Consider the following 21,839-nt stretch of genomic DNA (forward strand, 5'->3'; position numbering starts at 1 on the left):
TATGATAAAGCTTCTTTTTTTAGGTGTTGTATTACTAATGTCACAAAGTATCAAAGCACAAAATCTTGATGACTTAGAATCATATACCGTAGATGATTTTTATAAGAAAGTAGAATTGGATTCTGAAAGTCTAGATGAAGATGGCGATGATATTGATTTTATTTTTATTAAAACAGATTTGAATTTAGATGAGGGTCTATATGAAATAGAGATAACTGATGGCCCAGGAGATTTATATGAAATAAAAGGAACGGATTTATTTGTGACATTTATTGGTTATTATGGATATGCAGGCTATGGTGAAGAATGCATTTTAGAAGTTACAGATAGTTATTATGGTGCGGCATCAGTGTATAAACTTGAGTAATTAGTAAAAAAACAATTAATTATAAGAATCATTAAAGAAAAAGATACTTCCTGCAATAACCAATCTCTATTTTAACAAGCGGTTAAACCACCTCCTTAACACATCACTCCCCAAATTTAATGAGTCCCTTAGGGGTTTGTAGAGCAAATCTTATTTTCGCTTGTTGGTGCTTACTAAATTTCAACTGTTGAAAAAGAGTGCGATTGGAAACAAATAATTGTTCAACCTCTTCTTTATAGGGTGTTGCCAGTTCTAAAGATTTTAAATAAGAGCTGCCATCACTTTCTAGGGAGGACGGTTCGGCACTTTCTGACCAATTAACGAATAACGGATTCATGGTTAACTGGGGGTCGTTCGTCATTATAAAATTACATTGAAACTCTTTGGGCTCTGTTTTTTTTCTCAACCAGTTGTTGATGCCATTGGTTTGAAAACCAAACGCCTCTATTCTTCTTTTAAACCTAGAGACATCATTTACCGAAACGGCAAAACCAATAGGGGTTAATCCATGTATGTTTAATTGGAAAAAGGAGAAACCCAAAGAACTTTAGCTGATCTGGGGGATGTTTAAACGCTTTATAGATTTTCAGCACTATGGTTTTTCTCTTCAAGGTATTCGAATAGTCGGTCGTTGATTACACCATCTACTTCACCTTCATACTCTAAAAATTGATTATTATCGGCAAGTATCCTCATGATAAAAGCAGAACCTTTTGGTTTATCCTTCACCATAATAACACTGACTTTCGCTATGCCTTGGTTGTCATCATAGGAGTTTTTATAATGCCACTTGAAGGACATATGAACTCCTTCATATTTATATTCTTCTAAGTTGCTTTTCTGAATGATTTTAATATTCTCAATGGGGCCATAACTTTCAGAACTTCGCTTTGAGAAAACATTGGCCATATAAAGTGAATCGTTATTTTTTTTGGTATAAAATGCAGTATATGCACCGGCCTTGACTAATTCTTTCGAGGAATCCTTCTTGCCTGTTATTGCTCTTGTAATGGTGAATTTCGCCCAAATAGGACTATCACTTTTTTGTGCCTTTGAAATTTGAGGGGTAACCATTAGGATTATTAAAAGGAAAAACAATTGTTTGTACATAGTAGTAGGTTTTATGATTAGGATAACTATTTTATTTGTTTTAGCAAGGTTTATTCAATTCCTGCAACTCACCCTTTGATAAAAAGGAATTGCAGATGGTAAGATCGTACAATATGCCATCACGAACATCGTACATCATTCCGAAATCATAACGATAAATGACACGGTTATAGGGTACGTGTGCTTTTGAATGTTTGTATTCAAATTCATATACGGTCATACATTTCCCTAAGAAACAGGCACTACATCGACTTTTGGATGTTGTTACTTCACTAACCACCTTTGACCCTTGGTTTTCCTTCTGCCACCCGCTCATCATTTCGGAATAAATTTCCAAGAACTCCTTTCCTTCGGGTTTAGAAGCGATATCATATTTTAAAAGCACTTGCAACACCTCGGTAGGTTCCATGGTTTTTAGGGCCTTGTCCATATCCATCTGGAAAGTTTTTGTGGTCCCGACCGTAAAATATTCTTGAAGACCATTTTTACTTTTTTCTTTTATTGCATTCATATTCCTGTATGTTTAATTATGTATGTCCAATGATCATTAATCCTGATTGCTATATGGGTAAAATACTTCCGTACTATAAAAATGTCTTTCGAAGAACCAGGAGTTTTAAGATTTGCATTCTTAGGTCGATAGTATAAATATCAACTTGTCCGATATGTCGGGCAAGTGAAGTTTTGATAAGTAGCGATTTAGGACCTTCTATGAACTTTTTAAAAGTTTCAGAGCTTCCATTTGGAGAAATAAACAAATAGTACATAACACATCCTTTTTAAGGTTGATGCATCATGATCAGAATATAAATGAAGTTGAAATCATTTATTTTGACAGACTGTCCACATTCTGAACCACCGCGGCTTTTGTGCTCGGTTGGCACCCATTGAGGGTTCTTGATGTATTTCTGAAGCGAAAATAGGAATAGGGTAGCCCAGCTCCAAAATTCTTCGATTTAAGGATGGTTTTTTCGGTAATAAGAATCTATTCCTTTTAAATAGAACTTTGAATTAAACCATAAACCCATATCCTGTGAACATAAAAATTTACGGGAAATTAAAAATTTAAGTATTTCACAGACATACCTTTCATGGGAAATAAAATAGCTGTTTTTAGATTTTAATAATGTCTTTCGACAGGTGATTTATCGATAACACGCGCGAATTTTTAACATAAAATATTTTTTTCAGCTATTTTTTAAATAATGTATTTTTTATCTAAAAACCTTCCAATATATTCATTTTCATAGGATAACATTTTCTCCGAACAATTGAATATTAACCTAATATAGATACCCTATGCAAATTTTCTCTATTTACTTAATTATTGGTTTGTCTTTGACTATTCTGACTTCTGAAATCAATGATATGCCCTCGTATGATGAAGATGATGATATAGAAATAACAAATAGCGACAGAGTCGTTTATATTTTATTATGGCCAATTATTCTGGTTTATGTTATTTATAAACTTAAAAAATAACCACATGTGGAAATTATTATACGACTCCTTAAAAGAAATTAAGGTTATTGATTTTCAAGATATCACTCAAGCGAATACCAAACGTTTTATTGAAGAAAACGGAGGTATCGGTCAAGATTTTAAAGAAATGCTCATCCATTTGTTCGGTATACAAGACCTGCATGATAAAAATGAGATAAGGAACATTTATGTAATCTTTGAAAATGAAAGATTAGCAGGAATTTTATACGGGCACCATGTACTAAATTTAAAAATGAAACCGTTCTATAAAAAACTGATTCAGAAGGCCACTACAATTAAGTATACAGATGAAATTTCTATTTCTATAGTTCATAAAGTAGTGAAGAGAATCATAGAACAAAAAAATTCCATTATCTCCCCCAAGGAATTTGAAATTTTGAACGGATTTTCCAACACTGAAAATGATATGCCGTTTATGGAAAATATGTATTGCATTGATAGTTCTGGTTTTTCGGACCTGCGATTATATCATTTATGTGAGACACGTTATTTTAAACGAATAAAAAACGGGTATTCAAAAAAATGGAATACGGTGGTAGCCATGAAAGATTTCAGGGTCACTAAATTATATTATAAAAAACACCTCTTAATGGGTTTTTCACTTTATAGAAAAGAAGATGGCGAACAATTCTTCTGGAGTGGACAATTACAAGAGGTTTTGGAGAGTTTAACCTTAAAATAAATACTAATAAATTATGAGAAAAATTATACTGATTTCCTGTTCTTCTAAGAAGGGTAAAGTTGCTACTCAGGCAGAAAATCTTTATATAAGCCCATTGTTTAGAAAGAGTCTTGAATATGCTAAACTCTTGAACCCTGAACATATCTTTATACTTTCTGCTAAACATCATTTAGTAAAGCTTGATGACATTATCGAACCCTACAATACGACTCTTAGCAATGTTAGTAAGAAAGACCCTTCTTTAGAAATATTGAGTTCAAAAGACAAACAAGAATGGGGTAAAATAGTATTAAAGCAACTGTCCAAATATACAGATTTTAAAAAGCATGAAATATTGATACTTGGTGGAAAAGAATACTTTCTCCCTCTTTCCAGTAAGATTAGCTCGGAATCGATGATACTTAATGGAAGAATAGGAGAAAGATTAAAATTTCTGAATACTGAAATTGCAAGATTCAAAAGCAACTAAGACTAGGCATGGAACAATCTATTGAATTATACTTGTCTAATTTTAAAAACAAGCAAGGAATCTATCTCATTAAGCCATTAAATATAGAAGTTTTGAAAGATATTTGTTCGGTTTTGGATTATAGATATTCCAGCAATATCGCCTATATAGGAAAAGCCAACCTAACAAAAACAAGTGATCTAAGAAAAAGAGCAAGGCAAGAAATGGGCTGGTCAAATTTTGAAGGAGCTACGTTTGTTAGAAAGATAGGTTTGTATTTGGGGTTTGATGTAAAAGATAAAAAAAATAAAATTTTAAGGGAAAAAACCAAAGAGTTCATATGCTCTAACTTTTCGATTGAATGCAAGGTTTTTGAAACGGATAATCTTCAAGAAATAGAAACTGATTATATTCAAAAAATGAAGCCATGTCTAAATGTAAGAAAGGTCATTAAATCTGTATGAAACCCCTAACCAAATCACGTTTTAAACTTGGACTGGAATGCCCTAACAAACTGTATTTTACATCAAAAAAAGAATATGCGAATCAAAGTCTTGACGATTCGTTTTTGTTGGCATTGGCAAAAGGAGGATTTCAGGTAGAGGCTTTGGCGCGTTTACATTACCCGGAAGGCGTATTTATTGATACGGAAAACCATGAATATGACCGGGCAATAAATCTTACCCGTGAACAACTGGGAAAAGATGCTATTTCCATATACGAAGCGGCCTTTGAACACGAAGGACTTTTTATCCGAACGGACATTCTTTCAAAAAGAGAAAACCATATTAAGCTCATTGAGGTAAAGGCTAAATCATTTGACCCCAATGATGAATATTTATTCTTGGGAAAACGAGGGGGAATCAATAAAGGATGGAAATCATACCTTTTCGATTTGGCTTTTCAAAAGTATGTGGCACAGAAAGCGTATCCCCAATTTACTTTTGAAGCCTATCTCTTGATGGCGGACAAAACAAAAACCGCCAAAGTGAATGGCCTAAATCAATTATTTAGGATACCCAAAGAGGGAAATCCAAGAACCGATGTGGTTAGTGGTATATCTACTATAGACGAAATTGGGGGCTCCGTGCTTTCGGAAATCAATGTGGATGCCCTAATCAATGGTATTATTGCAAACGAACACCCTTATTTTGACAACCTTTCTTTTTTGGAATCCATTACTTTGTTTAAAGACGCCTACCAAAATAATGAGTACTTAAATTGGCCTACGAATTTCAGCAGTTGTAAAGGTTGTGAATTTAAAACCACTCCAGAGCAGGAAAGGGAGGGGTTGAAATCCGGTTTTAAATATTGCTTTAAAAAACAACATCAATGGCAGGATCGGGACTTTGAAAAATCCAATGCATTTGAGATATGGAATTTTAGGGGCAAGAACCTTGTTGAAGAAAACCGCCTGCTGATGGATGAACTTACCGAGGAAGACATCAATATAAAAGTGGAAGCGGGAAGGTTATCATCTTCCGAACGGCAGTGGGTCCAAATTGAAAAAGCCCAACAAAAGGACGATTCCATTTTTGTTTTAAGAGAGGAACTGAAAGAAGAAATGGCTAAATGGAATTTTCCATTGCATTTCATAGATTTTGAAACCAGTACCGTAGCCTTGCCTTTCACCAAAGATAGAAATCCGTATGAGCAAGTAGCTTTCCAATTCTCCCATCATCAATTACGCGAAGACGGAAGTATTGAGCATAGAAATGAATACATCAATAACACCCCTGGGGAATTTCCCAATTTCGAATTTGCACGTGCTCTGAAAAAAGCCCTATCCGAAGATGAAGGGACAATTTTCAGGTTCGCAGCTCATGAAAACACAATTGTCAATGCTATTATATCCCAATTACAGGCAGGTACAGAGGAAGACGCCACCGAATTAATTGCCTTTTTAAAATCCATTTCTACTTCGACTAAAAACAATGTGGATCAATGGGTCGGTGGGCGAAGCATGGTGGATTTGAACAAAGTGGTCAAAGACTATTATTACAATCCGTTGACCAAAGGCTCAAATAGCATTAAAGCCGTTTTGCCCGCTAGTTTGGACACCAGTACTTTTTTACAGGAAAAGTATAGCCAACCTATTGGAACAATAGGAGTCGGTAGTACCAATTTTCAACCGGATCATGTTTGGCTCCAAAAAAACAATGAGGGAGTTGTTAATCCGTATAAAATGTTACCTCCTTTGTTTGAGGGTTGGAGTATGCTCGAATTGGATGACACCATTTCCGAATTGGAAGGTATTGCCGATGGTGGTGCGGCTTTAACGGCTTATGCCAAATTACAATACACCGACATGGACCAAAAAGAACGTGATGAAATCACCAACGCCTTGTTGAAATATTGCGAATTGGATACTTTGGCCATGGTCATGATCTATGAGCATTTTAAGTATGATCTTTGTGTATGAAACTTCACATTTTACATAGAAGAGTATAGTAAAAAGATTATTTCATTAATATGGTGGTAATTCCTTAACGAGGATTTCTCATTAGATACTCATCAACCTTTAGGTTAAGATCATCTTTAGTCATTTGCCTACCCTGCATTAACCATTTGTCAATTTCTTTCTTTTCAAAATATAAACGCCTACCCTTTTTAATAAAAGGTAAGGAACGTTTATGCACAAGACCGTAAATGGTGTAAACTGACAGATTTAAATAAGTGCTGAGTTCTAAACTTGTCATGGGTTTACTTCGGGCTTTGTCTATATCTCCTTCTTGCTGTAATACTAGCTTTTCTAGCAATGCTTCAATCCGGTTTAGCCGTTCATTAATAATTTCGAAAGGATTTTCCATAATTATGTTTTAATAAAATTGTATTTAGTCATATTTCTTATCGCTAAAAAACCTTTTCAGAATATATGCATCCATTTCCTCTTGGCTAGGCATTTTAGTTTCGCAATCAGTTTTTTCTGATATGTTATTTTGTTGTTGGTTTTGAAACAGTTTTTCAAGCAATAACTCGATACGTTCTAATCGTTTATCTATAATTTCAAAAGAGTTTTCCATCGTTAGATTTAAGGACTATTTTTAAGTTAAAGAGTTCTAATTTTTAGTAAAAGTTTAATCAGATTGATATCTTTTTGCAATGCCGTAATATCTTTTTTGTGGAGGGTATAGCATCAGTTGTGAACATTTTTTAACAATATTCCTATGTGAGACTATTAGGAGTGTTATAGTTGGAAATGGCTTTTTAAACGAATATTCGAATTGCTCAACCAAAAGCCGGAGTATCTTAAAAGAACTACAACAGCCATTTAAATAACAAACCACCTCCTTCACACCTCATTTCCCAAATTTAATGAGTCCCTTAGGGGTTTGTAATGCAAATCTTATTTTCGCTTGTTGGCGCTTACTAAATTTCAACTGCTGAAAAAGAATGCGATTGGAAACAAATAATTGCTCAACCTCTTCTTTATAGGGTGTTGCCAGCTCTAAAGATTTTAAATAAGAGCTACCATCACTTTCTAGGGAGGACGGTTCGGCACTTTCTGACCAATTAACGAATAACGGATTCATGGTCAACTGGGGGTCGTTCGTCATTATAAAATTACATTAGCCATTATTATGTTTATGATAGCTTTTTACGTGGGTAATCAGAATCGAACATAAAATCAATGTCCATGATGTATTTTAGAGCGTAATAGTTTCCAGTTTACAAAATGGGCCGATGAAACCAATAGTGCTCCACTTACCGTATTTACGGTTTCCCAGGTTTCACTAAAATGAAACCTGCTTATGGCAATTAGAATAAAGCCAACGGCAGCAATAACCAAAGGGCTGGATCTGCGATGTGTTTTTCTGTAGCTTGGCCAAAGAGAAATAAAGACGAACAATATACCCAGCGCAATAAACGACCACTCTATAATAGGGTCGTGCAAAAAATGTAGCCCCGATAAAGATGAAAACGAGAGTAAAATGGGCACTGCCGCACAATGAACGGCGCAAATGAACGAACTGGTTAACGCAATTATATCAAAAGTTTGATTTTTTATCTTCATTATTATGTTTAATGTATTCTTACTAAAAGTTTCTGGGTAGCGTGACAGGTATTTGTCCGAAGGCTGTGTCTTATTTTGAGAACAAAGTCCTTACGCCTTTTTATATGTATAGGGCACTTTGTTTATTGTTGGGGAATAAATTTCTTTCCAATTTTTTATCATCCGGTCTTAAATAGATTTGTCAAACTTAAGAAGAATTTTTCTTATTGCAACAATATCGCATTAATAATTTATAAAAAGAGTACATACACCTTAATGTAGGTTGGTTTATGTCTATTCAGGATTTTTTTATCGGTAACAATCATTTTGGGTGTTCTTTCATTTGGCTAAAGTGAGGGATTCCCATTTTTTTCTAGATTTCTATCCTACTTTTGTCATAAAACGGGATACCGATGAAGATTTTGATAGTTGAAGACGAGCCACAGATGCTAGAGAATATGCGCCAGACTTTGGAGCAAGAAAAGTATATTGTGGAGTCCGCCTCTGATTACACTACGGCCCAAGAAAAAATAGGGGTGTACGATTACGATTGTATTTTATTGGACATTACCCTGCCCGATGGTAATGGATTGGCCCTTTTAGAACAACTAAAAAGTCTTGGAAAAGAGGATGGAGTAATTATTGTTTCTGCAAAAGATTCTTTAGACGACCGCATAAAGGGCCTTGACCTAGGGGCGGATGATTACTTGCCAAAACCTTTTCATATGGCCGAGTTACATGCCCGCGTTAAGGCGGTTGTACGCCGACGTAGTTTTGAAGGCAATAAACATATAGAAATAGGCAATCTGGTTATTGATCCTGAGAGTAGGAGTGTAAGCATAGGTGGTAAAGAAACCATGTTTAACCGCAAAGAATATGATATTCTACTGTATATGATCTCTAATAAAACGCGCTTGGTAACTAAAATGGCCTTGGCAGAACATGTATGGGGCGATCATATAGATCAGGCCGATAGTTTCGATTTTATATACTCTCAAATAAAGAACCTTCGCAAAAAACTTTCGGATGCCGGGGCCGCCATTGAAATAGAAGCGGTGTATGGGGTAGGGTATAAACTACAGGGCATTTAAAAAGAAAAATACGGTGTCTACCGTTATAGGGGAGACCGGGATGGTCTATTCTTTGACCCAGCGCTATAAATTTTATAAAAAGGGCTTTTTTAGGGCTCTGCCTTAGGTTCATATAGGTTAAAAATGTGATAAAAGGCTACTTCTTGACTTAATTCCAAAGTCTTTACAGATTTCGAGCCTAATTTTAAGTCAACCAACCTGCACAGAAGATTCAAAAGATTAAAAAATGAACGAGAAATGCTATAATTTGAATATGGTGAAAGTGAAGTTTTGGACCTTGGCCTCACTACTTATAGGGTCGGTTTTTCTTTATGCGAACTTTAAGGGTTTGAGCCCCGATGATGCGGTGGACAAAGTACGGTATGAAGTGGCGGGCCGTTGGGAACTGCCTGAACAACTTAAAGAGATTTCCGCTATAGAATGGCTGAATGATACTAGTATTGCCGCGGTACAAGATGAGGAAGGGATCATTTTTATTTATGACCTACTTAAAAAAAAGGTCGTGCAGGAAATCGAATTTGGAAGTGCCGGTGACTATGAAGGCTTGGCGATTAACGATAACAACGCCTTTGTGTTGGAGAGCAATGGTAAAATTTCTATCATCCAGAATTACAAAAGCCAGAATAGAACACTAACGGAGTATAAAACCATATTTAGTGTAAAGAACGATATGGAGAGTTTGGAGCTTGATAACGAACACGACCGGTTGTTGGTAATACCAAAAGAGCGCGGAGTTGATTCGGATAGATATAAAGGGGTCTATGCCTTTTCTTTAAAGGATAAAGTACTTGATGAAAAACCGATTTTTAAGATCGATATGGCCGATGAGGTCTTAAAACATCACAGAAAAAAGAAACTTCACAAAACCTTTCGCCCTTCTGATATGGCCATTCATCCCCAAACTAAAGAAATATATCTGTTAGACGGGGCGGATGCAAAATTGCTGATTTTAGACAAAAACGGAAAAGCAAAAAGCGTATATACATTAGACGATACATTATTTCCGCAGCCAGAAGGTATTACGTTCAGCCCCAACGGTACGTTGTACCTATCTAGTGAAGGAGGAAAGAACAGTGTAGGTACCATTACAGAACTACAATCGGCCCATTGAGCAGGTGTTGTATTACCGCCGTTACCCCCCTGTCTAAAAGATAAATGGTTAGGCCTGTGGTATTTTGGGTAAAGAAGTAGGTAGTTCAAAAACTTCTAGTCCAAAATAAGGCAATGCCGCCAGAAGATGGTCAAAAATATCGGCCATGATATATTCATAATTTTCCCATCTTTTATCGGAACTAAAGGCATAGATCTCTAAGGGTATACCTTGCGACGTCGGTGCCAATTGTCGTACCATTAAGGTCATACTCTTGTTAACCGCAGAATGGCTCTGTAGATAATCGTTCACATATTTTCTAAAGACCCCTATATTGGTAAGGTTTCTACCGTTTATCTCCAATTCTTTATTTATTTCGTTTGTAGTGTTATACGATTGTATCTGTTCGTTTCTTGTGGTAAGATAGGGTTGTATAAGTTGAATTTTTTTAAGGTTCTCCACATCTTCGCTTGTTAAAAACCGGACACTCTTTTGGCTAATAATCAAGGCGCGTTTAATACGTCTTCCCCCTGCTTCTTGCATGCCCCGCCAGTTTTTAAAAGAGTCGGATATTAACGAATAGGTAGGTATGGTGGTAATCGTCATATCAAAATTCTGCACTTTTACCGTAGCAAGGGTAATTTCGATCACACCACCATCGGCACCATATTTTTCAAAAGTGATCCAGTCGCCGATGCGTACCATATCGTTGATGCTTACCTGTATACTGGCCACGAGCCCAAGAATAGAGTCTTTGAATATTAGTAGAATTACGGCCGAGCCCGCCCCTAGGGCGGTAAAAAATTTCCATATCTGTACCTCTGTGATGATGGCAATAATGGTTAGGATGCCAATGAACCATGCAAAGATCATGAACACCTGTATGTAGCTATCCATTGGTTTATCGCGAAACCTACGTTTGGTCTTTAGGTAGTCGTTGGTGCTTCTAAAAACACTTTTAACGATCAAAAGGGTCAATACCACAAAGGCAATCTGAAGTATTTTATTTGCTATGTTGCCGGCATATTCAAAATCTATGAACGTGTAAGGGCGCAACTCGAACAAGATAGACAACGGAAGAATATGGGCTAGGTATCTGGGTACCTTGTTGGTCACTAAAAAATTATCATAATTGGTCTTAGATTTTCTGGCCAATCGCAGCGATACAGATCGTAAAACTTTCCAGATGACCAGGTCTAGAAACAAGGCTAAAATTAAACCTCCAACCAATAAAACCAATAGGTTCAAGTATGAAGCAAGCTTTTCGCTCATACCTGTTTCCAAAAGATAGTGATATAAAAGTCGCGACAGTCCGTTATTCATGGTGGTTTGTTTTGAACTTAACAAAGCGCAAAATTACATCAAGAACGGCAATTATAGTTTATTACCGGTAGTTATAACATAAAATTAGGGAATGTGGCGGCAAAAGGGACAATCTTTGCTCTATGCATGTAGGGCCAATACGGGCACATGCTTATAAAACCCTAGTTTGCCCAAGGTAGGCTTGCCGAAACCTAGTTTTTTGAAGAAAGAAGGTTTTTTGTCGATATAGCTTACCATGTTGCTTTTTCTGCTCTCTATAAAACAACTTATGGCCGTAGGCATTTCAACATTGTGCAATACATTAAAGGCATGATCTATACCGTGTAGAAATTTTCGCAACAAAATTTTGTTCTTTCTTTGCTCAAAAGAGAGTTCTTTGGCATCCGTCAAACTTAATATTTGCACACTTGCGTTCGTTAATTTGGCAATCTCTGCCAAACATTTTACTTCGTAACGGTTAAAATTGGTGTTAAAGTCGGTGGCCAGAACTATTTCTTTTAAAGAGTTGAACGAAACATTTTTCGGAACCACCAGAATAGGGCACTTTCTTATGTTCTCTATAACCGCCAAGGTGTTTTTACCATAGTTGTTTCCCCTTCTGTTACCAGCGCCCTTGGCACCCATTACGATCATGTCTATGGCAAGGTCATGAACAACATCTTTAACGGTATCTATAAACAAGTTAGATTTAGATAATACGTGAAAGCGATGGTCTATGTTGTTGTTTGACAAGGTAAGACGGGCCAGGGTGTTGCCCAGCCCCTCTTTTGATTTTTTCTCCGACATTTTATTGAAAGCCTCATCAGGATCTAAAAGCGTTAAGTTGTCTAGACCGTGGGTTTCTTTTGCATAGGTATTCAATATATAAAAATCACAATCACAATCTTCAAAAAGTTTTGTGGCGTATTGAATGGCGCTCCATGAACTTCTTGAAAAATCCGTCGGCAATAATATATTTTTTCCCATGGCTTAGTTTTAGTTTATGGCCGCCGACATTATGAGTCCTAGACCTTATGTTGTTTCATTATCTTTTGGCATGCAATAAAATTTTCGATAAAACCTTTGATTTTATATCTCGATATTTCTGAATATGCGAGATATAAGCTTCACGATTTTTTTCGTGAGTGTTTAGATAATAAGAATCGCATTGAAGGGTATCGCATTCCATGGCATTTTTAATAGTGCCTTGGTAGCGGTACAACGTTGCTAATCTTATAGTATTTTCTCTTCGTATAGTATGTAACTGTACGTATATTTCAATGTTATTGAGCATACAATCCTCAATATCCAGTAAATAATCGAGCTCTTCGTTGATATACTCTAGATCATGAGTCCAACTACGGACTTCCAACGTATCTTTTTTCACCATGATTCTATCGTCGGATTCATGGTTATAAAAAGGTGTAAGCCCGTTCATAAGACCATATTTAAATTGATACGCTCGTTCTCTTGATCTACCTTTTCAATAGTGAGTCTTTGCTCTCCGGAAGGAAACTCCCAAACAATGGTATCTCCTTCGCTATAACCTATTACTGCGGCCCCCATAGGGGTGAGAATAGATATTCTGTCACTTTTTACATCACTATCGCTGGGCATTACCAACTTAAACTGTTTCCGCCAACCATTTTCAGAGACTATGGTTACGGTAGCGTTAAAACGAATAACATCGGCAGGCATATCGGCTTCGTCATAGATTTTGGCGGTCTCCATTTCGCCCACAAGTTTTTGAACAGATTTGCCAAGGGTACTATCTTTATAGTACCCCGACAGGTTCATTAACTTTTTTAAGAGTACATATTCTTTCTTTTCTATGACCAATACACCATATTTCATTTTAACCAGATTTTAATTATGGAAAAATTCCACGTTGTACATAAGCTTCCTCTAATCTTTCTATTGCAATAATAAATGCGGCGGACCTTAGGTCTACATTTCGTTTTTTAGAAGTTTCCATGACTTTGTTAAAAGACTCTCTAAGTTTCTTTTCCAGCTTTGCCATCACCTCTTCCAATTGCCAGATTTCTCCGTTTCTGTTTTGCAACCACTCAAAATAACTACCGATTACCCCGCCAGAATTACAAAGTATATCAGGAATAATTTCCACCCCTTTTTCAAGCAATATTTGTTCTGCTTTGACATCGGTAGGTCCGTTGGCACCTTCTGCAATGAGGTATGCTTTTATCTTAGAAGCATTCTTTTCGGTAATTTGGTTGCCCAAGGCTGCAGGAATACAGATGTCGCAATCCAACCCAAAAAATTCACTGTTGTCTATAGACCTTGCTTTTGCAAACCCCACAATACTACCTTTGTTGGCCTTGGTATATTCCAAAAGGTTTTCTACAGAAATACCTTCTTCGTTAACAATACTACCGTAAGCATCTTGCACCGCGGTCATGATAGCACCCTCTTGCTCTAAGAAATGAGCGGCCCAATAACCAACGTTACCAAAACCTTGTACCGTAAATTTTTTGTCTTTTAGGTCAATGTTTTTGTGTTCGGCCCAAAATTTTATACTTAAGAAAACCCCATATCCTGTGGCCCTGTCCCTACCTTGAGACCCCCCTGCACCAATGGGTTTACCTGTAACCACATGCATATTGGTAGAACGTTCTGATGGAGACTTTGTAGACATAAAAGTATCTAGGATCCATGCCATTGTCTGCGGATTGGTGTTTACATCCGGAGCCGGAATATCCAGTTCTGGCCCTATATTGTCACCAAGAGCATAGGTAAACCTTCTGGTAATACGTTCTAGCTCGGCATCCGAATATTTTGTGGGGTCTAGCTGTATTCCACCTTTAGCTCCACCATAGGGCAAACCTGCCAAAGAAGTTTTCCATGTCATCCACATGGCCAAGGCTCTTGCAGCATCGATATCTACCGTAGGGTGGTAACGAAGCCCACCCTTGTAGGGGCCTAAAGAGTTATTGTGTTGTACGCGGTAGCCCGTGAAGATCTCCACTTCACCATCGTCCATACGTACGGGAAAATGAACTACAAGCTCATTGTTTGTTACCTCTAATATTTTTCTAATATTAGGATTAAGCCCAATTATATCAGCCGCATTGTCAAATTGTCTCATGACATTATCCAACATGCCCTGCTTTCTTTGTTTTTTGGGTGCAGATGTTTTTGCAATCATAGTTTTGGTATTAAAATGAAACCGTTTTTAAATTTTCTTTTTTTAACGGTTACTTTTATAATTTGGTATTTTTGACCTCCTGTAGTTTAGGGTATTCGAATTTTTATCATAAATATGATGATACTCGCTACAAGAACTTATTCTTGTTTTGTCGGTAGTCAACACGCATTTTATGCGATGTTTACATGTACTGCAAATGCTTCTTGGATAAATCATCTCTTAATGGAATAAGACCTATAAAACGAGTAAAACCTACCTGACCCTTATCCCCAAACATTGAACAAACCTAGAGTTTCTGGAAGCCAGGCAGATTTACATCAACCAACTAAATTTTTATTTTTCTTGAAGTTCCCCAGCTTGTAGCGCTTCATCAAAATCAACCGAGACTACGGTATGGCTTCCAAAAAACCTACCTCCATCTTTACGTTTTATTTTAACTTCTGTGCTGCCGTCCTTTTTTTCTTTTACCGAGGTGACCACCACCGTATTTTTTTCTACACTTTTATAATTTGCTATTCCTCCCCGTTTGATAATAAAATTGGCCCTAGGGAAGTTTATATGCTTGTATTTGTTTGCTTCGGGCTTTCCTATTTCAAAAACATCGCCCACTTGTACATTCTTCGATGTCTGGTCAATGTTTTGAGCCATTAATGTACTTAATGAGAACAGTAAGGTAATTGCGTATTTGATCATATCTTAAATGTTTATAGTTATACAATTTTGCTTTAGGGATCGCGATCCTTAAAAGCTTTGTGCCATTAAGGCAAATGACATGCCCATAATTCTTAAAGAAAAGATAAAATTTATAATATACTGATATACAGTAAGTTAAATATAAGCGTAGTGAAAGTGTATTTTGGCAATTGGGGAAAATTTACCCAAGTGAGTAATTATTGTCCGGCACTTTATTTTAATTTTGATCGTAGGGTCTTCCTATCTATTTGAAGTATTTCTGCTGCCTTGCTCTTGTTTCCTTGAGTATGGTTAAGAACCCGTTGAATATATTCCTTTTCCATTTCCTGTAAGGTCCTAAATTCCGAATCGGGAAAATCTATTTGAAATTTAAGGTGCTCAGGAAGGTCTTTCACCCCTATGGTGCCATCACTCATGATAACGGCACGCTGTATGGCGTTCTCTAACTCCCTTATGTTACCGGGCCAGTGGTAATTGGTCAAAATTTGAAGGGCATCCGGTGATATATGCAATAATCGATCTTTGTACTCGACACCATATTTGCGTATAAATTTTTCTACCAAGAGCGGGATATCCGCTTTGCGTTCACGCAGAGGGGGAACATTAATTTCCACCACGGTGAGACGGTAATAAAGATCTTCGCGAAATGTATTGTTTTTAATGTCCTCCAACAAATCGGCATTGGTGGCGGCAATAATACGGATGTCCACTTTTTCGGTCTTTCTAGAACCTACTCTGGTAATCTCTTTTTCTTGCAGTGCGCGGAGCATTTTTGTCTGTACTGCCAAGGAAGCCGTTCCTATTTCATCTAGGAACAAGGTACCGCCTTCTGCCGCCTGAAAAAAACCATTTCTATTTTCATTGGCCCCGGTAAAAGCACCTTTGAGGTAACCGAACAACTCGGCCTCTTGTAAATTTTCGGGAATGGCACCACAATTTACGGCAATGAAAGGGGCACGCGAGTATTTGCCAGAGTAATGAATGGCCCTTGCCACAAGCTCTTTTCCGGTTCCACTTTCCCCTTTGATCAAAACGGTAGCTTTATTGTCCTTAACCCTATCAACGATATTGGTGACTTTTCGAAAAGCATCCGATGCCCCGACCATATCGGCATATAAATTGGGTTTAGCCGCCGTTGTTTCATATGTTCTTGATTTTCGTTTGGCACCGAGTTCAAAAGCCTTGAGTACCGCTTGTCTAAGCTCTTCTTTGGTAAAGGGTTTTGTTAAATAATCGGCAGCTCCCGACTTAATAACTTCTAGGGCCCCTCCTACCGATGGGTAGCCTGTGACTACCAGCTTTGGCATTTCTGGATAATGTTCGTTTGCAAACCTTAACAATTGAAGTCCGTCTACTTCCGGCATTTGAATATCGGTTATCAATAAGTCGATGAAAGTATCCTTTAAGATATAGATCGCTTCCTTTACCGAAACGGCCTTGTAAGTATGGTAGTTCATAGACTGCAAATGCCTTTGCAAGAGTTCTAGAATATCGATGTCGTCATCTACCAATAAAATATTTTCTTTATGTAGGGCCATGTTTATAATTTAGGAAAATCTATGATAAAAATAGTTCCTTTTGGAGTATTGGGCCTATGTGTTATGGTTCCTTTATGACTGGTAATAATACCATGTACCACACTAAGGCCCAGACCAGAACCTTCGCCATGGGGTTTAGTAGTGAAGAAAGGCTCAAATACTTTGGTTTCGTTTTCGGGGTCTATTCCCTTTCCTTGATCAGAAATACTGATTTCTATATTTTTTTCCTTTTCCTGTATGTCTAGGCCTATGACCCCATTTTCTGGAGAATAATAGATGGCGTTCATAATCATATTAAAAAGCACTTGAGTAAGTTGTACGGTATCGGCCCTTAATTGTATGTCGTCGTGGCTGAAAGATGTATTTACCTTTATGTTTTTCTCATGTAGCGAGGGTTTCAATAGTTCTAAAACACTTTCTACGTTCGAATTTACGTGTAAAGAATGCATTTCTTGTGGCATCTCACAGGCAAAGAACATTAGCTTTTTTACAATTTCACGACTAAAAATGGCATTGTCCACTATCTTTTCAAGATCTTGTATGGCCTGTTTATCTACCATCCGCTCTTTTAATAGTTCAGCAAAACCTAAAATATTGGCAAGGGGTGTATTTAGTTCATGGGCGATACCAGCGGTAATTTCACCCAGTATATAAAGTCTGTCCGTATGTTCCATTTGCCGTTTTACGGCAGCTTCGCTATCCCGTATTTGTTTTCTTTCCAATAAATTGCCTACCGCTAAACTTACACTTGCCAGCAGTATTTGTTCTTCTTCCAGAAAATCGGATTGTGAGTATTTTTCTTTCGGATACCCCACTTTGATGTACCCTTCTATTTTATTGAACACCTTAATGTCCGATTTTAAAGAGACCATAGTGGGTTTATATGCATCTGTTTTTACTTCATAGGCATTGCAAGAGAGATAAGCTTCGGCATCATCTTTGTGTAACCAAGCTTTTTTTAAGCATTGTACAATTGCTCGCAACGAGGTTTCCAATTGGTTGTAATCGGCGTTTACAATAATCGATGTAACATCGTACAAGCAGGTCAACTCTTTGATGCGTTCCTTAAGTTTATCTTCGGTAGAATTCATGGTAGATCCATCTTTGGTATATAAAACTTGAGCTAGGCAAGATCTTAAATAATTTTTGGTATCAAAAATATAGGAGTAATAATTAAGTGAATGATGTTAACCCTAATTTGTTTTGACCAACCATTGATATTAACAAATCAATGATAATTGGATCTACAATTTATAAACTCATAAAAAAATATTCGAACGCTAAATTCTTTTGCTTAGAATTTATTTTCTTCCTGACTATTGCTTAATTTTCTATCAAATTCAAACTAATTCAAAAAAATGATTTCAAAAACAAAAAGGTACAAGGTGGCCCTTGTGGCTCTTGTGATGGCATTCGCATGCGTTCATATGAGTTGGGCGCAACAAGTTCCTTCCCCAAAAGATGTGTATGGCTTTAGGGTAGGAGACGATTACAAATTGGCCGATTATTCGCAGATCGAGGATTATTTGACAAAGCTGGACAAAGCTTCTGATCGGGTAAAAATGGTTGAAATAGGTAAAACGGTTCTAGGACGAAAGATGTACGTGTTGTTCATTTCAAGCGAGAATAACTTGGCCCAACTCGATAAATGGAAGGATATAAGCACCAAACTTGCTAGGGTTCAAGTTTCAGATAGTGAAGCGGTTAAACTTTCGGAAGAAGGCAAAGCAGTTGTTTGGGTAGATGGCGGAATGCACTCTACCGAATTGGCGCATGGCCAAATGACCTCTGAACTGGCATATACCTTGGCTACATCGGAGTCTACCGAAATGAAAAAAATCAGGGAAAACGTAATTACCATATTAATGCCGGTAATGAACCCCGATGGGTTGGATATTGTTGTGGATTGGTACAAAAAAAATCTTGGGACTCCTTATGAAACCTCTCGTCCCCCCATATTGTACCATTACTATATGGGACATGATAACAACAGGGACTGGTTTATGAATACCATGCCAGAGACATACCATGTTACCAAGATACTGTATAATGAGTGGTACCCACAGATTGTTTATAACCATCACCAATCTTCACCATCATGGACCAAAATCTCATTGCCACCATACGCAGATCCCGTAAACCCAAGAATTCACCCAGCAATAACAGCAGGAGTAAGTGAGGTTGGTTCTGCGATGACAAAAAGGTTTTCTTTGGAGAATATGCCAGGCGCCATAGCCGACAATTTCTACACCATGTTCTGGAACGGTGGAGGGCGTACGGTTCCTTATTACCATAACATGATCGGTATTCTAACGGAAACAGGACATACTTCGCCTACCCCAAGGTTCTATGACCCCGAAAAGCTACCAAAAACAGTAGCTGGTGGTACCCCTACGGATGGCACAGATATTATGTATCCAGACCCATGGAAGGGTGGTGAATCTCATTTTAGGGATGCCGTAGATTATATGCTTACCGCTACTTGGGCGACATTGGATCTGGCCGCTGATAGAAAAAGCAACTACTTGTACAACATATATAAAATGGGTGCCTCCGCAATTGAAAAAGCGAAGACCGAAGGTCCTTTTGCCTATATAATCGGAAAGGATCAATGGGATTCTTTTGAGGCCGTAAACTTGGTAAATGTTCTACTAAAAGGTGGAATAGAGATAGAAAAGGCTACAAAAAGCTTTACAGTAAATGACAAGAAGTACGAAAAAGGGTCTTATATCATATATGGAGGTCAGGCTTTTAGACCCTATCTGATGGATTTGTTGGAAAAGCAAAATTATCCTACCCGCTTTCAATATCCTGGAGGTCCACCGGACACACCGTACGATTTGGCAGGTTGGACATTACCTATGCAAATGGGTGTTTCTGTAGATAAAATAGGCGACTCGTTCAATGTCTCAACTGAAAAAGTAACCTCCTTGGCAGATTACTATGAAGGCGAAGTGGCAGGAAATGCCTCTTTTGGGTATGCCCTTAGTGTAAATACCAATGCTTCGGTAGCGGCGACCAATAAAATACTCAAGGCCGGTGGTACTGCTTATAAGAGTAAAGAATCTTTTAAGGTAGGCAAAACAACATTTGCTGCCGGATCCTTTATTGTTTCTGGAGATAAGGAATTAATAGAGTCACTTTCCGAGGAGTATGGTCTTGAGTTTAAGGGAGTATCATCTAAACCAGAGGCAGCGTTGACAAAATTACACATGCCAAAGGTGGGTCTTTATAAATCTTGGGTCGCCAATATGGATGAAGGCTGGACCCGTTTTGTAATGGATGAATATGCCTTTGAGATGGATACTTTGCACGATAGGGACATTCAAACGGCAGATCTGTCTATGTACGATGTAATCATACTTCCTTCCCAGAGAGCTAAATCTATACTGCACGGCCATTCTGTACTACAAATGCCGGAAAAGTTTACGGGAGGCATAGGCCTGGAAGGTTCTTTGGCTTTGAGCAAATATGTGAAGAACGGAGGGCTTTTAATGGCTTTTGACGAGGCGAGCAACTATGTAATAGAGCAGTTTGGATTGCCATTAAAAGATGCAACAGAAGGGGTTGGCAGTAAAAGTTTCTTTATTCCCGGTTCATTGATCAAAACGGGAATAGACACCTCTCACCCGTTGGCTTTTGGTATGCAAGATACCGTTGCCGTATCGTTCAACAAAAGTCGTGCGTTCGTTATAGATAAACAGCGTAAAAAAGGAGAAGGTGGAGACGAGGACATTAAAGATGCCCCTGCCCCAGAGGTAGAAGTAATAGCCACTTACGCACCCAAAGACTTATTAATGAGCGGATGGGCTATGGGTGAAAACAAATACATAGCCAAAAAGCCTGCCATGGTGAAGGCAAAATACGGAAAAGGCTCCGTAGTACTTTTTGCTTTTAGGCCACAGTTTAGGGCACAGCCTAGAGGCACGTATAAATTAATTTTTAATACAATCTACGAAGGTGCCGCAGAGTAAGAACAAATAGGATCAAGGTTAAAAAAATCTTGTTGCTACTATATTAGTGAAAAACCCATCAGGAGCTGATGGGTTTTTTATTGCGAAAATTTGAAAATGTTTTATCCTGTCATGATCAATATGGCACCCAAAGCGGTAAGGGCTAAAATCATTTTGCGAAAAAAGACTTCATTTATCAACTTAATGATACGGATACCTACAAAAAAACCTAAAAATATACCGGGCAACAATTTCAAGTTTAGAACCAACGATTCCTGTGAAATGGTTTCCCAAACAAAAATATGAAAGGGAAGCTTTATGATATTAACGATTAGAAATAGCCAAGCGGCCGTACCTATAAAATGATTTTTTGGCAATCGCATGGCCAAAAAATAAATATTGGAAAAAGCACCGGCCAGGTTTCCTACCATAGTGGTGAATCCGGCAATAATACCTATGAAACTTGAAAAGGTCCAATGTGAAGGTACGGTTTTAACCTTTTTTCTGTCCCACCAAAACATCATAAATACGGTAATGATAATGATGGTGGCCATACCAATTTTAAAAACGTCCTCTGGAAGGTCTTTTCCTGTAAACACACCAATGATCAAGCCAACGACCATCCATGGCAATACCTTAAATACATAGCTCCATTGTGTATGGCGATGGTAATAGATCACCGCGAATACATCGGCCAAAACAAGTAGGGGTACCACCATTCCTGTAGACTCTTTGGCACCAAAGGCCAAGGCCATAAAAGTAACATTGATTACCGCGATTCCTTTAATGCCGGCCTTGGACATACCAATGACAAATGCGGCCAAGCTTGCCAATATCCAAGATGTGAGAGAAACTTCCATTTATATTGTTAAAGACGAAATAGGTTTCGTCATGAAAGAACAAAA

The 21,839-nt window shown here is 37.6% G+C and carries 24 protein-coding genes and 1 riboswitch; of the genes, 8 read left to right on the forward strand and 16 right to left on the reverse strand.

What is annotated here, in order from left to right; translation table 11 throughout:
- Window position 1 precedes the first annotated feature (1 nt).
- Complete coding sequence (locus AB657_RS13360) at window positions 2-367, forward strand: hypothetical protein (RefSeq protein WP_232304886.1); 366 nt, start codon at window positions 2-4, stop codon at window positions 365-367.
- A 103-nt stretch (window positions 368-470) separates the two neighbouring features.
- Here AB657_RS13360 and AB657_RS13365 read toward each other — a convergent pair whose 3' ends face one another.
- The 3 genes from AB657_RS13365 to AB657_RS13375 are packed head-to-tail and all read right to left on the reverse strand — an operon-like array spanning window position 471 to window position 1,988.
- Window positions 471-908 (reverse strand): hypothetical protein, encoded by a 438-nt coding sequence (locus tag AB657_RS13365; protein WP_047246943.1) that lies wholly within the window; start codon window positions 906-908, stop codon window positions 471-473.
- Window positions 909-943: 35 nt separating this feature from the next.
- Window positions 944-1,477, reverse strand: coding sequence for a hypothetical protein (locus AB657_RS13370; protein ID WP_157491743.1), 534 nt, complete (start codon window positions 1,475-1,477; stop codon window positions 944-946).
- A gap of 40 nt (window positions 1,478-1,517) precedes the next feature.
- Window positions 1,518-1,988, reverse strand: coding sequence for a hypothetical protein (locus tag AB657_RS13375; protein ID WP_047246945.1), 471 nt, complete (start codon window positions 1,986-1,988; stop codon window positions 1,518-1,520).
- Window positions 1,989-2,294: 306 nt separating this feature from the next.
- A riboswitch (SAM-I-IV-variant riboswitch) is annotated at window positions 2,295-2,386 on the reverse strand.
- Between the two features lie 577 nt (window positions 2,387-2,963).
- Between AB657_RS13375 and AB657_RS13385 the strand changes: the two genes are divergently transcribed.
- The 4 genes from AB657_RS13385 to AB657_RS13400 are packed head-to-tail and all read left to right on the forward strand — an operon-like array spanning window position 2,964 to window position 6,532.
- Window positions 2,964-3,662, forward strand: coding sequence for a hypothetical protein (locus AB657_RS13385; RefSeq protein ID WP_157491746.1), 699 nt, complete (start codon window positions 2,964-2,966; stop codon window positions 3,660-3,662).
- 13 nt (window positions 3,663-3,675) lie between these two features.
- Window positions 3,676-4,131, forward strand: coding sequence for a DUF6884 domain-containing protein (locus AB657_RS13390; protein WP_047246948.1), 456 nt, complete (start codon window positions 3,676-3,678; stop codon window positions 4,129-4,131).
- Window positions 4,132-4,163: 32 nt separating this feature from the next.
- Window positions 4,164-4,574, forward strand: a complete 411-nt coding sequence (locus AB657_RS13395) for a GIY-YIG nuclease family protein (protein ID WP_157491748.1) — start codon at window positions 4,164-4,166, stop codon at window positions 4,572-4,574.
- Window positions 4,571-6,532, forward strand: a complete 1,962-nt coding sequence (locus AB657_RS13400; RefSeq protein ID WP_047246950.1) for a DUF2779 domain-containing protein — start codon at window positions 4,571-4,573, stop codon at window positions 6,530-6,532. The genes AB657_RS13395 and AB657_RS13400 overlap by 4 nt, the downstream gene beginning before the upstream one ends.
- A gap of 64 nt (window positions 6,533-6,596) precedes the next feature.
- Here the strand turns inward: AB657_RS13400 and AB657_RS13405 are convergent, their stop codons facing one another.
- The 4 genes from AB657_RS13405 to AB657_RS13420 form a co-directional block, all read right to left on the reverse strand.
- Window positions 6,597-6,920 carry a helix-turn-helix domain-containing protein gene (locus AB657_RS13405; RefSeq protein ID WP_052958710.1) on the reverse strand — a complete coding sequence of 108 codons (324 nt, stop codon included), beginning with the start codon at window positions 6,918-6,920 and terminating at the stop codon, window positions 6,597-6,599.
- A 24-nt stretch (window positions 6,921-6,944) separates the two neighbouring features.
- Window positions 6,945-7,133, reverse strand: a complete 189-nt coding sequence (locus AB657_RS13410; RefSeq protein ID WP_047246951.1) for a hypothetical protein — start codon at window positions 7,131-7,133, stop codon at window positions 6,945-6,947.
- Window positions 7,134-7,409: 276 nt separating this feature from the next.
- Window positions 7,410-7,667, reverse strand: coding sequence for a hypothetical protein (locus AB657_RS13415; RefSeq protein WP_047246952.1), 258 nt, complete (start codon window positions 7,665-7,667; stop codon window positions 7,410-7,412).
- A gap of 71 nt (window positions 7,668-7,738) precedes the next feature.
- Complete coding sequence (locus AB657_RS13420) at window positions 7,739-8,125, reverse strand: MerC domain-containing protein (protein ID WP_047246953.1); 387 nt, start codon at window positions 8,123-8,125, stop codon at window positions 7,739-7,741.
- Window positions 8,126-8,517: 392 nt separating this feature from the next.
- On the opposite strand from AB657_RS13420, the gene AB657_RS13425 reads away from it, so the two are divergent.
- A complete protein-coding gene (locus AB657_RS13425) occupies window positions 8,518-9,195 on the forward strand; it encodes a response regulator transcription factor (RefSeq protein ID WP_047246954.1) in 678 nt (225 codons plus the stop codon).
- 226 nt (window positions 9,196-9,421) lie between these two features.
- Complete coding sequence (locus tag AB657_RS13430; protein ID WP_084696433.1) at window positions 9,422-10,306, forward strand: SdiA-regulated domain-containing protein; 885 nt, start codon at window positions 9,422-9,424, stop codon at window positions 10,304-10,306.
- Window positions 10,307-10,354: 48 nt separating this feature from the next.
- Here the strand turns inward: AB657_RS13430 and AB657_RS13435 are convergent, their stop codons facing one another.
- The 8 genes from AB657_RS13435 to AB657_RS13470 form a co-directional block, all read right to left on the reverse strand.
- The gene (locus tag AB657_RS13435; protein ID WP_047246956.1) at window positions 10,355-11,608 is read right to left on the reverse strand and encodes a mechanosensitive ion channel family protein; all 1,254 of its coding nucleotides are present in this window, start codon (window positions 11,606-11,608) and stop codon (window positions 10,355-10,357) included.
- 120 nt (window positions 11,609-11,728) lie between these two features.
- Window positions 11,729-12,574 (reverse strand): universal stress protein, encoded by an 846-nt coding sequence (locus tag AB657_RS13440; RefSeq protein ID WP_047246957.1) that lies wholly within the window; start codon window positions 12,572-12,574, stop codon window positions 11,729-11,731.
- Between the two features lie 58 nt (window positions 12,575-12,632).
- Window positions 12,633-13,025, reverse strand: coding sequence for a hypothetical protein (locus AB657_RS13445; RefSeq protein WP_047246958.1), 393 nt, complete (start codon window positions 13,023-13,025; stop codon window positions 12,633-12,635).
- Window positions 13,022-13,441: a GreA/GreB family elongation factor gene (locus tag AB657_RS13450; protein ID WP_047246959.1), complete on the reverse strand. Its 420-nt coding sequence runs from the start codon at window positions 13,439-13,441 to the stop codon at window positions 13,022-13,024. The genes AB657_RS13445 and AB657_RS13450 overlap by 4 nt, the downstream gene beginning before the upstream one ends.
- A 16-nt stretch (window positions 13,442-13,457) precedes the next feature.
- Window positions 13,458-14,750 carry a Glu/Leu/Phe/Val family dehydrogenase gene (locus AB657_RS13455; protein WP_047246960.1) on the reverse strand — a complete coding sequence of 431 codons (1,293 nt, stop codon included), beginning with the start codon at window positions 14,748-14,750 and terminating at the stop codon, window positions 13,458-13,460.
- A 333-nt stretch (window positions 14,751-15,083) separates the two neighbouring features.
- Window positions 15,084-15,443 carry a hypothetical protein gene (locus AB657_RS13460; protein ID WP_047246961.1) on the reverse strand — a complete coding sequence of 120 codons (360 nt, stop codon included), beginning with the start codon at window positions 15,441-15,443 and terminating at the stop codon, window positions 15,084-15,086.
- Between the two features lie 212 nt (window positions 15,444-15,655).
- Entirely contained in the window at window positions 15,656-16,981 is a 1,326-nt protein-coding gene (locus AB657_RS13465) for a sigma-54-dependent transcriptional regulator (protein ID WP_047246962.1), read from the reverse strand.
- A 2-nt stretch (window positions 16,982-16,983) separates the two neighbouring features.
- On the reverse strand, window positions 16,984-18,072 hold the full coding sequence (locus AB657_RS13470) for a sensor histidine kinase (RefSeq protein WP_047246963.1): 1,089 nt from the start codon (window positions 18,070-18,072) through the stop codon (window positions 16,984-16,986).
- Between the two features lie 267 nt (window positions 18,073-18,339).
- Here AB657_RS13470 and AB657_RS13475 point away from each other — a divergent pair, with 267 nt between their 5' ends.
- The gene (locus AB657_RS13475; protein WP_052958711.1) at window positions 18,340-20,955 is read left to right on the forward strand and encodes a M14 family metallopeptidase; all 2,616 of its coding nucleotides are present in this window, start codon (window positions 18,340-18,342) and stop codon (window positions 20,953-20,955) included.
- Window positions 20,956-21,056: 101 nt separating this feature from the next.
- Here the strand turns inward: AB657_RS13475 and AB657_RS13480 are convergent, their stop codons facing one another.
- Window positions 21,057-21,794: a sulfite exporter TauE/SafE family protein gene (locus AB657_RS13480; protein ID WP_047246964.1), complete on the reverse strand. Its 738-nt coding sequence runs from the start codon at window positions 21,792-21,794 to the stop codon at window positions 21,057-21,059.
- Between the last annotated feature and the right edge of the window lie 45 nt (window positions 21,795-21,839).

Origin of the sequence: Maribacter thermophilus (assembly GCF_001020565.1) — a bacterium.
Lineage (GTDB): Bacteria > Bacteroidota > Bacteroidia > Flavobacteriales > Flavobacteriaceae > Maribacter > Maribacter thermophilus.

Excerpts from the sequence above, each read along its gene's own strand:
- AB657_RS13360 (WP_232304886.1), top strand. The coding sequence starts at position 2 with ATGATAAAGCTTCTTTTTTTAGGTGTTGTATTACTAATGTCACAAAGT.
- AB657_RS13370 (WP_157491743.1), bottom strand. The coding sequence starts at position 1,477 with ATGTACAAACAATTGTTTTTCCTTTTAATAATCCTAATGGTTACCCCT.
- AB657_RS13375 (WP_047246945.1), bottom strand. The coding sequence starts at position 1,988 with ATGAATGCAATAAAAGAAAAAAGTAAAAATGGTCTTCAAGAATATTTT.
- AB657_RS13385 (WP_157491746.1), top strand. The coding sequence starts at position 2,964 with ATGTGGAAATTATTATACGACTCCTTAAAAGAAATTAAGGTTATTGAT.
- AB657_RS13390 (WP_047246948.1), top strand. The coding sequence starts at position 3,676 with ATGAGAAAAATTATACTGATTTCCTGTTCTTCTAAGAAGGGTAAAGTT.
- AB657_RS13400 (WP_047246950.1), top strand. The coding sequence starts at position 4,571 with ATGAAACCCCTAACCAAATCACGTTTTAAACTTGGACTGGAATGCCCT.
- AB657_RS13405 (WP_052958710.1), bottom strand. The coding sequence starts at position 6,920 with ATGGAAAATCCTTTCGAAATTATTAATGAACGGCTAAACCGGATTGAA.
- AB657_RS13410 (WP_047246951.1), bottom strand. The coding sequence starts at position 7,133 with ATGGAAAACTCTTTTGAAATTATAGATAAACGATTAGAACGTATCGAG.
- AB657_RS13415 (WP_047246952.1), bottom strand. The coding sequence starts at position 7,667 with ATGACGAACGACCCCCAGTTGACCATGAATCCGTTATTCGTTAATTGG.
- AB657_RS13420 (WP_047246953.1), bottom strand. The coding sequence starts at position 8,125 with ATGAAGATAAAAAATCAAACTTTTGATATAATTGCGTTAACCAGTTCG.
- AB657_RS13425 (WP_047246954.1), top strand. The coding sequence starts at position 8,518 with ATGAAGATTTTGATAGTTGAAGACGAGCCACAGATGCTAGAGAATATG.
- AB657_RS13430 (WP_084696433.1), top strand. The coding sequence starts at position 9,422 with ATGAACGAGAAATGCTATAATTTGAATATGGTGAAAGTGAAGTTTTGG.
- AB657_RS13435 (WP_047246956.1), bottom strand. The coding sequence starts at position 11,608 with ATGAATAACGGACTGTCGCGACTTTTATATCACTATCTTTTGGAAACA.
- AB657_RS13440 (WP_047246957.1), bottom strand. The coding sequence starts at position 12,574 with ATGGGAAAAAATATATTATTGCCGACGGATTTTTCAAGAAGTTCATGG.
- AB657_RS13445 (WP_047246958.1), bottom strand. The coding sequence starts at position 13,025 with ATGAACGGGCTTACACCTTTTTATAACCATGAATCCGACGATAGAATC.
- AB657_RS13450 (WP_047246959.1), bottom strand. The coding sequence starts at position 13,441 with ATGAAATATGGTGTATTGGTCATAGAAAAGAAAGAATATGTACTCTTA.
- AB657_RS13455 (WP_047246960.1), bottom strand. The coding sequence starts at position 14,750 with ATGATTGCAAAAACATCTGCACCCAAAAAACAAAGAAAGCAGGGCATG.
- AB657_RS13460 (WP_047246961.1), bottom strand. The coding sequence starts at position 15,443 with ATGATCAAATACGCAATTACCTTACTGTTCTCATTAAGTACATTAATG.
- AB657_RS13465 (WP_047246962.1), bottom strand. The coding sequence starts at position 16,981 with ATGGCCCTACATAAAGAAAATATTTTATTGGTAGATGACGACATCGAT.
- AB657_RS13470 (WP_047246963.1), bottom strand. The coding sequence starts at position 18,072 with ATGAATTCTACCGAAGATAAACTTAAGGAACGCATCAAAGAGTTGACC.
- AB657_RS13475 (WP_052958711.1), top strand. The coding sequence starts at position 18,340 with ATGATTTCAAAAACAAAAAGGTACAAGGTGGCCCTTGTGGCTCTTGTG.
- AB657_RS13480 (WP_047246964.1), bottom strand. The coding sequence starts at position 21,794 with ATGGAAGTTTCTCTCACATCTTGGATATTGGCAAGCTTGGCCGCATTT.